The sequence below is a fragment of the Streptomyces achromogenes subsp. achromogenes genome (genome assembly GCF_000720835.1).
GTDB classification, from domain to species: Bacteria; Actinomycetota; Actinomycetes; order Streptomycetales; family Streptomycetaceae; genus Streptomyces; species Streptomyces achromogenes.
This window is the reverse complement of sequence record NZ_JODT01000018.1, coordinates 18,573-33,524: the sequence shown is the minus strand read 5'-3', so window position 1 is coordinate 33,524 and position 14,952 is coordinate 18,573. Positions and strand designations below refer to the sequence as shown.

Genomic DNA, 14,952 nt, shown 5'->3' with positions numbered 1-14,952 from the left:
GTACCCCGGCCGGCCGTGTCTCAGTCGAGCGCGCCGAGCCGGGACCGGTGGGCCGCCACCAGCTCCAGCACGGTGCGCCAGTCCTCCAGCACGCCCGCGTCGAACGCGGCCGTGCGGCCCTCCTCCTCGGCCTGGCACAGCCGCCGCACATCGTCGTCTGCCGGGTCCGCGTCCGCGCGGACCAGCCGGGACACCCGCTCCCCGAGCAGGGAACGCACCGCCTGTGCCGCGCCGTCCGCCCCGGCCGCCTCGTCGCCCGGGCACAGCACCGGCCCGATGCCCCGTACCAGGCCCGCCACCTGGAGCTCCTTGTCGACGGGGCGGCCGCGGCGCAGCAGCGCGGCGGTGCGCAGCGCGTGCCGGTGCCGGCAGGCGTACAGCAGGTCCATCAGCTCCTCGACGCTGCGCAGCTCCATGCGTCAGTCCTTCCGCGAGACAGCCGTTGCCGCGTCAGCAGACCATGGCCGGTTTGCCGCCCGGCCAACGGCGCCTGAACTGCGCCGGGTCGGTCAACCTTTCCCCAACTTATTTCGAAGAGGCGTTCGTTCATATCCGCCGTACGGGTGATTCCGGACGTCGTACGAGTGAGCATCTTGTGGGAAAAGGCCCCATATTGGGGGCTATTGGGAGGCCGCGCGAAGCACAGTGGTTACAGCTTGTTTGCATTCCCTATCGAGCGGATGTCCGCTCATTTGGTTAATCTGGGAGTCGACGGACAACAGTACGGGGTCTCACCCACACCCACCGTCCGTCCTGGGGCACGCCGGTCCACAACCGCCTGCTCCGGCAGCGGAAACCGGCGCCACCGCGTCCGTGATCGGCCTTCGCATCAGACCCGAGCGGGCGTCCGGCGCCGTGGCGCGGACTGTCCGGTATGCCCCGAGGGTGACCCGACACATAAGGAGTGCGCGGTGACACCGGAGAAGACGAATCGCGAACAGGGCCCCGAGGAACGCGCGGAGCGCAGGCGCCGCCGGCCCGGAGAACTCGGCAGCCTCGAGGTGTGGGCCCGCTCCGCCCCGATCCGCCTCGCCGGTTACGAGGACGACCTGGCCGAGCCGCACATCCTGCCCAGCGTGGACTGACCCCTGCGCCCCGGCCCGCCGCCATCGCCGTCCGCGTGGGCGTGACAGACTCGCGCCCATGCTGATCAGAGACGCCACGGCCGGGGACTGGCCGCGGATCTGGCCTTTCTGGCACCGGATCGTCGCCGCCGCCGAGACCTACGCCTGGGACCCCCACACCACCGAGAAAGCGGCCCGCGAGCTGTGGATGAGCCCGGCCAAGCGGGTCTACGTCGCCGAGGACGACAGCGCAGCCGTGGTCGGGTCGGCCTACCTCACGCCCAACTACGGCGGACCCGCCGCCCGTGTCGCCAACGCCGGCTTCATGGTCGACCCCGACCACACCGGCCGCGGCACCGGCCGGGCCCTCGCCATCCACGTGCTGGCCGAGGCCCGGGCACACGGCTACCGCGCGATGGTCTTCAACGCCGTCGTCGAGACCAACCCCGCCGTCGCCCTGTGGACCTCCCTCGGCTTCACGATCCTCGGCACGGTCCCGCAGGCGTTCGAGCACCCGCGGCACGGCAGCGTGGGGCTGCACATCATGTACCGGGCGCTGGACTAGGCCCCGTCGTCACCCTCCCGCCGTCCGTCGCCAGGGGAGCGTCTCCGCCAACTCCTCGGCCACGCCCAGCAGAAGGGACTCCGTGCCCGGCCGGCCCACCAGCTGTACGGCACAGGGGGCGCCCGAGGGCAGGGTGCCCACCGGTACGGACATCGCCGGCCAGCCGGTCAGGTTCCACGGTGGAGTGAACGGCGAAGAGGCGGAGTTGGCGAGGACGTTGCGCAGCCAGCCGCGCTCGTGCCACGGCCCGGCCTGCGGGGAACGGCGGGCCAGGGCCGGGGTGAGCAGCACGTCGTGCTCGGTGAAGAACGGCGTCAGCCGGGCGCGCAACCGGTCCCGGGCGGCCCCGCCGCGGACCGCGCGGGTGAAGCGGCGGCCCACGGCCGCGTGCACCCGGGTCCGCCGGGCCAGCCGGGCCGGATCCAGGCCCTCCGCGTCCACCGCCGTCCCGGCCGTCCAGTGCTGGAGCGCGGTCACCCCGAGGGAGAGCGGATACGGCGGTTCCGCCCGCCGCACCCGGTGCCCGGACCGGGCCAGCGCCCCGGCCGCCTGCCGCACCGCGTTCGTATACGGCCGACTCACCGGCACCCCGGCGAGCGGACTGCGCAGCGCGACGGCGATCCGCAACGGGCTTCGCTCCTCCCGTCGTACGAACTCCGCGTCGGCGAGGACGCCCAGCATCAGCCGCAGATCCTCCACCGTCGTGGCCAGCGGCCCGTTCTCCGCCATGCCGAACCAGTCCCCGTGCCCGATCCCGGCCGGCACCACCGCGTGCCCCGGCTTCAGCGTGACCAGCCCGCAGTTCGCGGCCGGGATGCGCAACGAGCCCATCCCGTCGTTGCCCAGCGCCAGCGGCACCAGCCCGGCGGCCACCGCCGCCGCGCTGCCGCCGGAGGAGCCGCCCGCCGTGCGGGACGGATCCCAGGGATTGCGGGCGATGCCGTACGGGCCCTCCGTGGTGCCGAAGACACACAGCTCGGGCACGTTCGTCAGGCCGACCACCACCGCACCCGCCGCGCGCAGCCGGGCCACCGTCACATGGTCCTCGGCGGCCGGGGTGTCCGCAGTGGCGGCGGAGCCGTTGCGGCACGACTCGCCGCGCACCGCCAGGTTGTCCTTGACCGCCACCGGCACGCCCGCGAGCGGCAGACCGGTCAGCTCCGCCCGGGCGGCCACCTCGTCGGCCTCGGCGAGCGCCGCCCGCGCCCGGACCTTCCGGAACGCCCCGATCCGCCCGTCCGACCGCTCGATCCGCGCGAGGTGTTCGGCCACCACCTCCCGGGGTGTGGCCCGCTTCTCGCGGACGGCGGCGGCGATCTCGGCGGCACTCCGGCCGGCCCAGCTGCTCACGGACGCTCCTCGGATGGTCGTCGGCTGCGCGCCCCATCGGTTACCCGTCGGTATACGGGCGCGTAGAGAGAACTCTGCACCGCCGGGTCCGGTACGTCGAGAGGCCATCGGCCGGTCAACGGGTCACGCGCCCGGGCCCGTACCGTCGTTCGCGGCACCAGAACGTGGCCGGTCCGTCCGTGCCGGGCCCGTGCTGTCCCGCTCGATCAGCCGGGGGACCGGTACCCGGACCGTCCGCGCCGGACCGCCGTCCAGCAGGGCCAGCAGCTCCCGGGCCGCCGTCTTGCCGAACTCCACGCTGTCCCGGGACAGCGCCGACAGCCACGGCGTGACCATGCGGCACAGGGCCGAGTCCTCCCAGGCCACCACCGACAGATCGGCCGGCACCGAGAAGCCCAGCTCGGCCGCGGCGGCAAGGCCGGCGACGGCCATCACATCGGTGTCGTACACCAGGGCCGTCGGGGCAGCGGGGCCGCGCAGGACCCGGCGGGTGACGGCGGCGGCCTCGGCGTCGGAGTAGTCGGTCGTCACCGACTCCACCTCGGCGAGCCCCCGCCGCGCCGCCTCGGCGCGCAGCGTGCGGATGCGGCGCTGGGTGTGCGCGAGGCCCGGCAGGCCGGCGATGTGGACGATCCGGCGATGCCCCAGGGCGGTCAACTCGCCGACCACCGAGGCCATCGCGCCCGCGTCGTCCGCCCAGACCGTGGACAGCCCCGGGTGCCGCTCGTCCGGGGCGCCGCCGATCACCACGGCGGGCAGGGAGAGTTCGTCCAGCAGACCGGGACGCGGATCGTCGGCGCGCGGATCGACCACCAGGACGCCGTCCACCCGGTGCTCCGCCCACCAGCGCCGGTACACCGCGCACTCGTCGGCCACGTCCTCCACCACCTGGAACAGCAGACCCAAGTGCCGCTCGGCCAGCACCCCTTGGATCCCGGAGACGAGCTGGAGGAAGAAGGAGTCGACGCCCAGCGTGGCCGCGGGGCGGGCCAGCACGAAGCCGACCGTGGCCGCGCCCTCCCCGGACAGCGCGCGGGCCGCCGTACTCGGCCGCCAGCCCAGCTGCTCGGCGACCCGGCGCACCCGGGCCCGGGTGGCCTCCGAGACGCCGGGCCGGTCGTTAAGCGCGAAGGACACGGCGCTCTCGGACACCCCGGCACGCCGGGCGATGTCCTTCATCGTGGGCCGGCGGGCGGGGGATCGTCTGGTCGGCACGTTTCCTCCCCTTCGGCAGGGAACTGCTAAAGCGCTTGAGTGTCAAGACCCTAAAGCGCATTAGTCAACTCCCGCAAGTTCCAGGCCAGTAGACGCCGACCTGCACCTGTGCCGGACGGAATGCCTTTCCGGTGACGCATCCATTGACTTTCCCGGAACGCCCTGTGCAAGGTCTTTCGCGCCACCCACAGCCCCGACACCGCAAGGGAGCCGTGTCCGTGCCCATCTCCCGCAGAGCCCTCACCGCCGTCGCCGTCGCCCTCGTCCTGCCGCTGAGCGCCTGCGGCTCGGGCGGCGGTGACGGCGGCACGAGCGACGCCTCCGGCAAGGTGGAGGGCGACATCACCTTCCAGACCTGGAACCTGCGCGCCAACTTCAAGGACTACTTCGAGGACCTGATCGCGGCCTTCGAGGAGAAGTACCCGGACACCCACGTCACATGGGTCGACCAGCCCGCCGAGGGATACGCCGACAAGATCAGCGCGGACGCCGGCGGCGGCACCCTGCCCGACGTCGTCAACGTCTCCCCGGACCTCGTCGCCCCGCTCGCCCGGGCGGGCCTCGCACTCGACCTCGACAAGGCCGCCGCCCGCTACCGGAAGGAATACCTGCCCGGCGCCTGGGCCGGACATCAAGTCCCCGGCACGACCGGCACCTACGCCTTCCCCTGGTACCTCAACACCGGCCCGCTCTTCTACAACAAGGCCCTCTTCGAAAAGGTCGGACTCGACCCCGAGAAGCCCCCGAGGACATACGACGAACTCTTCGCCGACGCCCTGGAAATGGCCGAGAAGAGTGGCGGCGAGGTCGCCACCCTCGCCAACGTGCCCACCATCGAGGACTTCGGCCGCTACGGCGTCCCGCTCATGAACGAACAGGGCACCGCATTCACCTTCAACGACCCCAAGGGTGTCGAACTGCTCACCAAGTACAAGCAGTTGTACGACGCCAAGGCCCTCGACCCGCAGGCCCTGACCGCCACCGGCGAATCGGCCGGCAAGAAGTTCCTCACCGGCGCCGTCGCCATGAACCCCGGCAGCGCCCTGGACCTCGGCAACTTCAAGAAGAACGCCCCCGGCCTGTACAGGAACATCGGCATCACCGACCAGATCACCAGCACCGGGCACGTCAACATGTACGTGATGGGCCTGATGGTCAACTCCCGCACCCGGCACACCCCGGCCGCCGTCGCCTTCGCCCACTTCGTCACCGACGCCAGGAACCAGATGGTCTTCGCCAAGCGGGTTGCCATCTTCCCGAGCACCGCCGGCTCCCTCGACGACCCCTACTTCACCCAGGAGGACGGCACCGACGAGACCCGGGTACGTGTCGCCGCCGCCAAGTCATTGAAAAACGCGGTCAATTACACGCCCGTACTGTTCAGCGAGCAGATGAAGACCGCGCTGCGCAACGAGGTCGCCAAGGCGCTCCAGGGCAAAAAGAGCCCCAAGGAAGCCCTCGACAACGCTGTCACCGCCGCCGACCGGCTGCTCCGGCAGGGCTGACCCGCCATGGCCGCCCCCCTCCGCGTACGCCGGCAACTGCCCACCAGCCCCTGGCTGTTCGCCGCACCGGGACTGCTGATCGCCGGCGCCTTCGTGCTCTACCCCTTCGTCTCCACCCTGGTGAACTCCTTCACCGACCGCCGCACCCTGCTCCCCGGCCGCTTCGTCGGGCTCGCCAACTTCCGCGAACTGCTCCACGACGACATGTTCTGGACCGGCCTGCGCAACAGCGTCCTCTACGTCCTCGTCGTCGTCCCCGCCCTCGTCGTCCTGCCACTGCTGCTCGCCCTGCTGGTGCGCCGGAACATCCCCGGCATCACCTTCTTCCGCTCCGCCTTCTACACCCCCGTCGTCGCCTCGATCGTCGTGGTGGGCCTGATCTGGGTGTGGCTGCTGGACGAACGCGGCCTGATCAACTCGGTGCTGGAGACGGTGGGCATCGGCCGGATCGGGTTCCTCAGCGACCAGTGGCTGCTCCTGCTCAGCGCCATGGCGGTCACCGTGTGGAAGGGCCTCGGCTACTACATGGTCATCTACCTGGCCGCGCTGGCGAACGTGCCACGCGAGCTGCACGAGGCCGCCGCCGTCGACGGGGCCGGACCGGTGCGCCGCTTCCTGTCCGTCACCGTGCCCGCCGTACGGTCCACCATGGTGCTGGTCGCCGCGCTCTCCTCGGTCGCCGCCTTCAAGGTGTTCTCCGAGGTGTACCTGATGGCGGGCCCGAGCGGCGGCCCGGCCGGCGAGGACACCACCCTGGTCATGCTCGTCCAGCGCACCGGCACCGGCCTGACCGGCCGGGTCGGTTACGCCTCCGCCCTCTCCGTCGTCGTGTTCGCCGTCACCGTCGCCCTGATGCTGCTCGTCCTGCGCGCCGACCGGAGGGAGGAAACGTGAGCGTCCTGGAGAAGGCCCGATCCGAGCGGCCCGCCACCACGGCCCGGGAACCCCGCCTCACCGACGACGGCCGCCGCGTCCGGCCCCGCGAACTGCTCTGGCGCTACCTGCTGCTCCTCGCCGTCCTCGCCCTGACCACCGGCCCGTTCCTCTGGCAGCTGGCCACCTCCCTCAAGGGCCCCACCGAGGACATCTACAGCTCCCCGCCCCGCCTCCTGCCCGCCCACCCCACCCTGCACAACTACGCCCGGGTCGCCGACACCATCCCGGTCTGGGACTACGCCCTGAACTCCCTGAAGGTCGCCGCCGCGAACGTCGTGACCAACTGCGTCGGTTCGGCCCTCGCCGGCTACGCGCTGGCCCGGCTGCGCTACCGCGGCCGGCGCGTGACCACCCTCGTCTTCGTGCTGGCGATGCTCGTACCCGTCGAGGGCATCGTCATCGCCCAGTTCACCACCATGCGCGAACTCGGCCTGAACAACACGCTCATCGGCGTGGTCCTGCCCGGCGCCGTCGGCGCGATGAACGTCCTGCTGATGCGGGGCGCCTTCCGCGCCCTGCCCTACGAGATCGAGGAGGCCGCCTACGTCGACGGCGCCAACGTCTGGCAGCGGTTCCTGCGGGTAGCCCTGCCCTCCGTCAAAGGCACCCTCGCCGTCGTGGCGATCTTCGCCTTCATGGGCGCCTGGGACGACTTCCTGTGGCCGCTGATCGTGCTCAGCGACCCCTCCAAGTTCACCCTGACCATCGGCCTCAACTATCTGCACGGCACCTTCGCCAACGACGAACGCCTGGTCGCCGCCGGCACGGTCATCGCCGTGGCGCCGCTCATCGCCCTGTTCGCCTGCCTCCAGCGGTACTTCTTCCGAGGCGTCGGCGAGGGCGCCGTCAAGGGCTGACGCCCCCGAGCACAAGGACACCGCATGCCCCCCGCCGTGCGCTTCGGCGTCAACTACACGCCCAGCCAAGGGTGGTTCCACCACTGGCTCGACTTCGACCTCGACTCCGTCCGCGCCGACCTCGACGCGATCGCCGCGCTCGGCCTGGACCACATCCGCGTCTTCCCGCTGTGGCCGTACTTCCAGCCCAACCGCACCCTGATCCGCCCCCGCGCCGTCGAGCAGCTCGTGGCCCTCGCCGACGCCGCCGCCGAACGCGGCCTCGACACCGCCGTGGACGGACTCCAAGGGCACCTGTCCAGCTTCGACTTCCTGCCCGCCTGGACCCGTACCTGGCACCGCCGCAACCTCTTCACCGACCCGGACGTCACCGCCGGGCAGGCCGCCTACCTGCGCACCCTCGCCGCCGCCCTCGCCGGCCGGCCGCACTTCCTCGGCATGACCGTCGGCAACGAGGTCAACCAGTTCGCCGCCGGCCCCCACCCCGACCCCGACCCGGTGACCGCCGACGAGGCCGGCCGCTGGCTCACCCGGATGCTGGACGCCTGCGCCGAGGGCGCCCCCGGCCGCCTCCATCTGCACGCCTCCTACGACGCCGCCTGGTACCAGGACGACCAGCCCTTCACCCCCGCCCACTCCGCCCGGCTCGGCGCCGTCACCGCCGTGCACTCCTGGGTGTTCAACGGCACCGCCCAGCGCCACGGCCGCACCTCGGTGCCCGTCGAGCACCACGCTGCCTACCTGGTCGAACTCGGCAAGGCCTGGGCGGACGACCCGCACCGGCCGGTGTGGCTCCAGGAGGTCGGCGCCCCCGCGCCGCTGGTGCCCGCCGAGCACGCCGCCGCCTTCGCCGAGGCCACCATCGGCAACGTCCTGGACTGCCCCGACCTGTGGGGCGTCACCTGGTGGTGCTCCCACGACGTGTCGCGCACGCTCGCCGACTTCCCCGAACTCGAATACTCCCTGGGCCTGTTCACCGGCGAACGACGGCCGAAGGACATCGCCCGCGTGCTGGCCGAAGCGGCCCGCGGCACCCACCGCACCCCGGCCGCGCGCCGTACGGCCCTCGTCGTCCCCGCCGCGCCGGACCGCCGCTCCCGCTGCGCGCCCGGCGGCGACGTCTTCGACGCCTACTTCCGGCTCGTCGCCGACGGCGCCCGCCCGACCACCGTGCTCGACACCCGCGCCGACGACCGGGACCACCTCGCCGCGCGCGGCATCACCGACGTCGTCACGTCCGGCCAGGTACTTCCCGCCGCCCAAGGAGGCACCCGCTCGTGAACCCCACCAGACGCACCGTCCTGCTCGCCGCCGGTGCCGCGACCCTGACCACCGCGGGGCCCACCACACGGCTCACCGCAGGGCCCGCCGCGGCGGCCCCGCGCGCCACCGCCGCCACCCCGCCGTACGCCGCCTACTGGTACCCGGACTCGCTGCCCGCCGGCAGCCCCGGCCCCGGCATCACCTGGCGCAGCCTGAAGAGCTGGCGCGCCGCCGACGACCCCGACCTCGCCTTCAACGCCGCGTCCGTGCCCCTCGCCGCGCGCTTCACCCCGGCCCCGGCGAACCCCACCGCCCGTGCGGGGCAGGCCCGCGTCCAGGCGCTGGTCTCCTTCGGCCCGACGTCGGCCAACCCCTCCCAGGGCTCGGCCACCGCCGACTACTACGCGCTCGCCCACTGGGCGTACCTCGACGAGCTGGTGTTCTGGGGCGGCTCGGCCGGCGAGGGCCTGATCCTCGCCCCGAACGCCCCGGTCGTCGACGCGGCCCACCGGCACGGCGTCCCGGTCCTCGGCAACGTCTTCCTGCCACCGGCGGCCTACGGCGGACAGCTCCAGTGGACCCGGGACCTGGTGCAGCGGGACGCCACCGGCCACTACCCGCTCGCCGCGCAACTGGTCGCGGTGGCGGCGGCGTACGGCTTCGACGGCTGGTTCCTCAACGCCGAGACGGGCGGCGGGAACACGGCGCTGGGCACGGCCGTGCTGGGTTTCGTCAAGGAGCTGAAGGCGCTGGCGGCGGCCAAGGGACAGCGGGTGACCTGGTACGACGCGCTGACCGTGAACGGCACGGTCAACTGGCAGGGCGCGCTGACCAGCCAGAACCAGGCGTTCTTCCAGGCCGCCGACGCCATGTTCGTGGACTTCCGGTGGAGCGCGGCCTCGCTGGCGTCGTCCGGTACGAAGGCGGACCGGCTGGGGCGCAGCCGCTACGAACTGTGGGCCGGCGTCGACGTCGAGTCGAACGGGTCCGGCACGTACGTCGACTGGGACGCGATCGTGCCGGCCGGGAAGCCGCACGTCACCTCGGTCGGGTTCTACCGGCCCGAGTGGACCCGCAACCAGCTGCCCGCCGACCGCCGCGCCCCCGGGGACTTCCACGCGGCCGACGACCGGTTCTGGACCGGTCGTTCCATGGACCCGTCGCGGCCTGATCCGGGGGATTCGTGGCGGGCGCCGGCGGTGTCCGTGGCGGACCGGTCGACGGTGACCTCCGTGCCGTTCGCGACCGTGTTCAACACGGGCCACGGGCTGCGGTGGTACGAGGCGGGGGCCGTCGTCTCGGACAGCCCCTGGAACCATCTCGGCCTCCAGGACCGGCTGCCGTCACGGCGGTGGGTGGTCCGGACGACGGGGGCGCGGCCGACGGTCGCCTTCGACTTCGCCGACGCCTGGCGGGGCGGGAACAGCGTGCTGGTGGCGGGTGAACTCGATCAACCAGTGGTGCTGGATCTGTATGCGACCCGACTGCCTCTCGCTGTGAACACGGTTGTCGACCTGACCTTCCGGAGCGAATCTGGGGGTGTGAACGTCGAACTGGCGGTGGCAACGGCGCCACCGAGCGGACCGGGGGAGACGCCGCCGTACAGGTATCTGGCTGTGAACTCGGTCAACACGCGGGCTGTCGGGCAGACGGCGGTCGGTGGGACGGGTGTGGACTCCGGACAGGCGAAGGCTCGTGTGAACTCGGCTCACCAACCGGCCTCCCTGACCTCGCGCGCCGACGACACCGATGTGAACGCGGTCAACAGTTGGCAGGCCGTCACCATCCCGCGTGCCGAGCACACCGGTGTGAACCCAGTCAACAGCTGGCAAACCGTCACCATCCCGCTCACCGGCCTCTCCGGCACCGCGCACGCCCTCGGTATCCGGCTCACCGCCACCGGCGGCGCGACCCCGGTGCGCTGGCGGCTCGGCGGCCTTGCCGTCCGCCCCGACGGCACCCCGCCCGCCCCCGCAGCCCCCTCCGCCGCCCGCGTCACCGCGGCCGACGGCGGCGACCTCCGGCTCGCCTGGAACCCCGCCCCCGGCCCCGTCCGCCACTACACCCTCCACCGCCTCCTGCCCGACGGCACCCGCCGCTTCCTCGGCGCCACCGGCCAGCGCGCCTGGTTCGTCGCCGGTCTGCGGCCCGAGCAGGGCGAGCCGGCCGCACGGTTCGAAGTGCGCGCCGTGGGGGAGCTCTACAACGCCTCGGCCCCCGTCACCGTCACCCACCCCTGGTAATCACCCGGAACCCGCAGGGAGCACCCCGCATGCATGACGACCGCACGCTGGTGGAAGCCCGCCTCAGGCGCGTGCTCGACGAACGTATCCGCCCTGCCGTGTACCCCGAGTCCGTGCCGCTCCGGGTCGCGGTGTGGCACGCGCCCGGCGAGCCGGTGCCGGTCGCCGAGGGGCTGGCCGCGGAGCCCGAGCCGATCGCGGTGGGCGACCGCTGGGGTGCTCCCTGGGGCACCAGCTGGTTCCGGGTGACCGGGACCGTGCCCGAGGCGTGGGCCGGCCGGACCGTCGAGGCCCTGCTCGACCTGGGCTTCGACGAGAACATGCCCGGCTTCCAGTGCGAGGGCCTGGTCTACCGGCCCGACGGCTCCCCCGTGAAGGGCCTCAACCCGCGCAACCAGTGGGTGCGGATCGGCGCGCCCGTCGCGGGCGGCGAAGAGGTGCGCCTGCACATCGAGGCCGCCTCCAACCCGGTCATTCTCGACTACCACCCCTTCCGGCCCACCTGGCTCGGCGACAAGGACACCGCCGGCACCGAACCGCAGTACACCCTCGCCCGCATGGACCTCGCCGTGTTCGACGAGACCGTGTGGCAGCTGGTCATGGACCTGGAGGTGCTCGGAGAGCTGATGGCCGAGCTGCCCGTGGACTCCCCGCGCCGCTGGGACATCCTGCGCGCGGTCGAACGGGCCCTGGACACCGTCGACCTCCAGGACGTGAACGCCACCGCGGGCCGGGCCCGGGAGCGGCTCACCGGTGTGCTGTCGGCCCCCGCCGTCCCCTCCGCGCACCGGATCGGCGCCGTCGGGCACGCCCACATCGACTCCGCCTGGCTGTGGCCGCTGCGCGAGACCGTGCGCAAGGTGGCCCGGACGGTGTCCAACATGACCGCGCTGCTGGAGGACGAGCCGGACTTCGTCTTCGCCATGTCCCAGGCCCAGCAGTGGGCGTGGGTGAAGGAGCACCGCCCCGAGGTGTGGGCGCGGGTGAAGAAGGCGGTCGCGGAGGGGCGGTTCGTGCCGGCCGGCGGGATGTGGGTGGAGTCGGACACCAACATGCCCGGCTCGGAGGCGATGGCCCGGCAGTTCACACACGGCAAGCGGTTCTTCCTCGACGAGTTCGGCATCGAGAACGAGGAGGCGTGGCTGCCGGACACCTTCGGGTTCGCCGCGGGGCTGCCGCAGATCATCAGGGCGGCCGGCTCCAAGTGGCTGCTGACCCAGAAGATCTCGTGGTCGCAGACCAACAAGTTCCCGCACCACACCTTCCACTGGGAGGGCATCGACGGCACCCGGATCTTCACCCACTTCCCGCCGGCCGACACCTACAACTGCTCGATGAAGGGCAGCGAGATCGCCCACGCGGTGCGCAACTTCCGGGACAAGGGCAGGGCCCGGCACTCCCTCGCCCCCACCGGCTGGGGCGACGGAGGCGGCGGCACCACCCGGGAGATGGTCGCCAAGGCGGCCCGGCTGCGCGACCTGGAGGGCTCGGCGACCGTCCGCTGGCAGACGCCCCGCGCCTTCTTCGAGCAGGCCGAGGCCGAGTACCCCGAACCCCCGGTCTGGGTGGGGGAGTTGTACCTCGAACTGCACCGCGCCACCCTGACCAGCCAGGCCCGGACCAAGCAGGGCAACCGGCGCGCCGAACACCTGCTGCGCGAGGCCGAACTCTGGGCGGCCACCGCGGCCGTGCGCACCGGTTTCCCCTACCCGTACGAGGAGTTGGACCGCATCTGGAAGACGGTCCTGCTGCACCAGTTCCACGACATCCTGCCCGGCTCGTCCATCGCCTGGGTGCACCGGGAGGCCCGGGCCACGTACGAGCGGCTGACCACGGAACTGACCGCGGTCGTCGACGCGGCCCAGCGCGCCCTGGCGGGGGAGGGGACGATCCCGCTGCTGTTCAACTCCGCCCCGCACGGCCGCCACGGCGTCCCGGCGGGCGCCGCCGCCACCCAGGAGGCGCCCGGCACCAGCACGCTCACGCCCCGCGACGACGGCGGGTTCGGGCTGGACAACGGCCTGCTGCGGATCACCGTGGACGCCCGGGGCCTGGTCGTCTCCGCCTACGATCACGGCGCCGGCCGCGAGACGATCGCCCCCGGCACCGCCGCCAACCTGCTCCAACTCCACCCGGACTTCCCGAACATGTGGGACGCCTGGGACGTCGACTCCTTCTACCGCAACACCGTCACCGACCTCACCGGCGCCGAGTCGGTCACGGCCGGAGAGGACGGCGCCTCGGTGCGGATCGTCCGGTCCTTCGGCTCCTCCCGGGTCACCCAGCTGCTGTCCCTGCCGCCGGGGGAGCGCCGGCTGGTCATCGACACCGAGGTGGACTGGCACGAGACGGAGAAGTTCCTGAAGCTGGCCTTCCCGCTCGACCTGCACGCCGAACGGTACGCGTCCGAGACCCAGTTCGGGCACGCCTTCCGCCCCACCCACACCAACACGTCCTGGGAGGCGGCCAAGTTCGAGGCGTGCAGCCACCGCTTCGTGCACCTGGAGGAGCCCGGCTGGGGCGTGGCGGTCGTCAACGACTCGACGTACGGCCACGACGTGACCCGCACGGTCCGCGCGGACGGCGACCGCGGGACGACCACGACGGTCCGGGTGTCCCTGCTGCGCGCCCCGCGCTTTCCCGACCCGGAGACCGACCAGGGCGTCCACCGCTTCCGGCACGCCCTGGTCGTCGGCGCCTCGGTCGGTGACGCGGTCCGCGAGGGCTGGCGGATCAACCTGCCGGAGCGGCACACGACCGGCGCCCGCGCGGTGGCCCCGCTGGTCGGGGTGGACGACGACGCGGTGGTGGTGACGGCGGTGAAACTCGCCGACGACGGCAGCGGGGACGTGGTCGTCCGCTTCCACGAGGCCCACGGCGGCCGGGCCCGGGCGACCCTGACGACCGGCTTCCCCTACACCGACGTGACCGTCACCGACCTGCTGGAACGCCCGCTGCCGGACACGGAGCCTCCCGCCCGCGAGGACGAGCGGATCACCGTACACCTGCGTCCGTTCGAACTCGTCACGCTCAGGTTCAGCCGGCCCTGACCGGCGGGGCGCCGCGCGCCGCCGGAAACGGGGGGCGGGCCGGGCACTAACCCCCGACCCGCCCCCGCAGCCACTCCTCCACCCCGCCCACATGGGCCGCCGCCGCGGCTCGGGCGGCCTCCGGGTCGCGGGCCGCGAGGGCGCGGTGGATGGCGGCGTGTTCGCGGCGGGTGCGGGCGATGGCGTCCGGTTCCTGGTGGCCGCGCCGGACGCGGGCGCGGAAGGTGCGCGAGGACAGGCCGTCCAGGATGGCGGCCATCGTCGCGTTGCCCGCGGCGGACGCGATCTCGCGGTGGAAGGCGAGGTCGTGGGCGAGGACCTCCTCCGGGTCGTCGGTGGCGTTCATGGCCGCCAAGTGGGCTTCCACGGCCGCCAATTGCTCCTCGGTGATGCGCGCGGCGGCCAGCGCGGTCGCCGCCGACTCCAGGATTCGGCGCACCTGAAGCAGCTCCACCAGGCGTGGCCCCCGGGACAGGTCCGCGACGACTCCGAAGGACTCCAGCAGGTCGCCGGCCTCCAGCGTGCCGACGTAGATGCCCGAGCCGTGCCGCGCGTCCAGCACACCCATGACCGTCAGCGCGCGGATCGCCTCGCGCGTCGAGCTGCGGGACATGCCCAGCTGCACGGCGAGGTCCCGTTCGGTGGGCAGCCGCTGGCCCGGTTCCAGCCGGCCCTCGGCGATCATCGCCTTGATCTCCTCGACGGCGCGCTGGGTCACCGTGCCCTTGCGCGGGGCCGCATCGTCCACGCCACTCCTCCAGTCACCGGGTGCGGGCAGTCTAGCCAGACGGGTGGTCCGACCACTTCGAGCGAACAGTGGCGATATTCCGTGCAGAAGACTGTCGTAGCGGCTGAGTGGTCTGATAAGTATGCGACGTTCCCCCGCGACCCGCGGTCCGGGACT

General features: G+C 72.7%; 12 protein-coding genes. 8 read left to right on the top strand and 4 right to left on the bottom strand.

Annotation, left to right across the window (positions count from 1 at the left end; genetic code table 11):
* Nucleotides 1-20 precede the first annotated feature (20 nt).
* Nucleotides 21-416, bottom strand: a complete 396-nt coding sequence (locus tag IH25_RS0119390; RefSeq protein WP_030611647.1) for a hypothetical protein — start codon at nucleotides 414-416, stop codon at nucleotides 21-23.
* Between the two features lie 495 nt (nucleotides 417-911).
* Here IH25_RS0119390 and IH25_RS40730 point away from each other — a divergent pair, with 495 nt between their 5' ends.
* Together IH25_RS40730 and IH25_RS0119380 are read left to right on the top strand one after the other, a co-directional pair.
* Nucleotides 912-1,085 carry a hypothetical protein gene (locus IH25_RS40730; protein ID WP_106980714.1) on the top strand — a complete coding sequence of 58 codons (174 nt, stop codon included), beginning with the start codon at nucleotides 912-914 and terminating at the stop codon, nucleotides 1,083-1,085.
* A 58-nt stretch (nucleotides 1,086-1,143) separates the two neighbouring features.
* On the top strand, nucleotides 1,144-1,629 hold the full coding sequence (locus IH25_RS0119380; RefSeq protein ID WP_030611644.1) for a GNAT family N-acetyltransferase: 486 nt from the start codon (nucleotides 1,144-1,146) through the stop codon (nucleotides 1,627-1,629).
* A 9-nt stretch (nucleotides 1,630-1,638) separates the two neighbouring features.
* Here the strand turns inward: IH25_RS0119380 and IH25_RS0119375 are convergent, their stop codons facing one another.
* Both IH25_RS0119375 and IH25_RS0119370 read right to left on the bottom strand, forming a co-directional pair.
* The gene (locus IH25_RS0119375) at nucleotides 1,639-2,979 is read right to left on the bottom strand and encodes an amidase (protein WP_030611641.1); all 1,341 of its coding nucleotides are present in this window, start codon (nucleotides 2,977-2,979) and stop codon (nucleotides 1,639-1,641) included.
* A gap of 123 nt (nucleotides 2,980-3,102) precedes the next feature.
* Nucleotides 3,103-4,158: a LacI family DNA-binding transcriptional regulator gene (locus IH25_RS0119370; protein WP_394298439.1), complete on the bottom strand. Its 1,056-nt coding sequence runs from the start codon at nucleotides 4,156-4,158 to the stop codon at nucleotides 3,103-3,105.
* 254 nt (nucleotides 4,159-4,412) lie between these two features.
* Between IH25_RS0119370 and IH25_RS0119365 the strand changes: the two genes are divergently transcribed.
* Genes IH25_RS0119365 through IH25_RS0119340 form a run of 6 tightly spaced genes read left to right on the top strand, consistent with a single transcriptional unit; the run spans nucleotide 4,413 to nucleotide 14,048 of the window.
* On the top strand, nucleotides 4,413-5,699 hold the full coding sequence (locus IH25_RS0119365) for an ABC transporter substrate-binding protein (RefSeq protein WP_030611635.1): 1,287 nt from the start codon (nucleotides 4,413-4,415) through the stop codon (nucleotides 5,697-5,699).
* A 6-nt stretch (nucleotides 5,700-5,705) separates the two neighbouring features.
* Nucleotides 5,706-6,593 carry a carbohydrate ABC transporter permease gene (locus IH25_RS0119360; protein WP_030611633.1) on the top strand — a complete coding sequence of 296 codons (888 nt, stop codon included), beginning with the start codon at nucleotides 5,706-5,708 and terminating at the stop codon, nucleotides 6,591-6,593.
* The gene (locus IH25_RS0119355) at nucleotides 6,590-7,492 is read left to right on the top strand and encodes a carbohydrate ABC transporter permease (protein ID WP_030611631.1); all 903 of its coding nucleotides are present in this window, start codon (nucleotides 6,590-6,592) and stop codon (nucleotides 7,490-7,492) included. The genes IH25_RS0119360 and IH25_RS0119355 overlap by 4 nt, the downstream gene beginning before the upstream one ends.
* A 24-nt stretch (nucleotides 7,493-7,516) precedes the next feature.
* Nucleotides 7,517-8,773, top strand: coding sequence for a glycoside hydrolase 5 family protein (locus IH25_RS0119350; protein WP_030611628.1), 1,257 nt, complete (start codon nucleotides 7,517-7,519; stop codon nucleotides 8,771-8,773).
* Complete coding sequence (locus tag IH25_RS0119345) at nucleotides 8,770-10,998, top strand: endo-beta-N-acetylglucosaminidase (RefSeq protein WP_030611625.1); 2,229 nt, start codon at nucleotides 8,770-8,772, stop codon at nucleotides 10,996-10,998. Before IH25_RS0119350 ends, IH25_RS0119345 begins: the two co-directional genes overlap by 4 nt.
* Nucleotides 10,999-11,027: 29 nt before the next feature.
* On the top strand, nucleotides 11,028-14,048 hold the full coding sequence (locus IH25_RS0119340; RefSeq protein ID WP_030611621.1) for an alpha-mannosidase: 3,021 nt from the start codon (nucleotides 11,028-11,030) through the stop codon (nucleotides 14,046-14,048).
* Between the two features lie 46 nt (nucleotides 14,049-14,094).
* Here the strand turns inward: IH25_RS0119340 and IH25_RS0119335 are convergent, their stop codons facing one another.
* Nucleotides 14,095-14,796 carry a FadR/GntR family transcriptional regulator gene (locus IH25_RS0119335; RefSeq protein WP_030611618.1) on the bottom strand — a complete coding sequence of 234 codons (702 nt, stop codon included), beginning with the start codon at nucleotides 14,794-14,796 and terminating at the stop codon, nucleotides 14,095-14,097.
* Nucleotides 14,797-14,952: the final 156 nt, after the last annotated feature.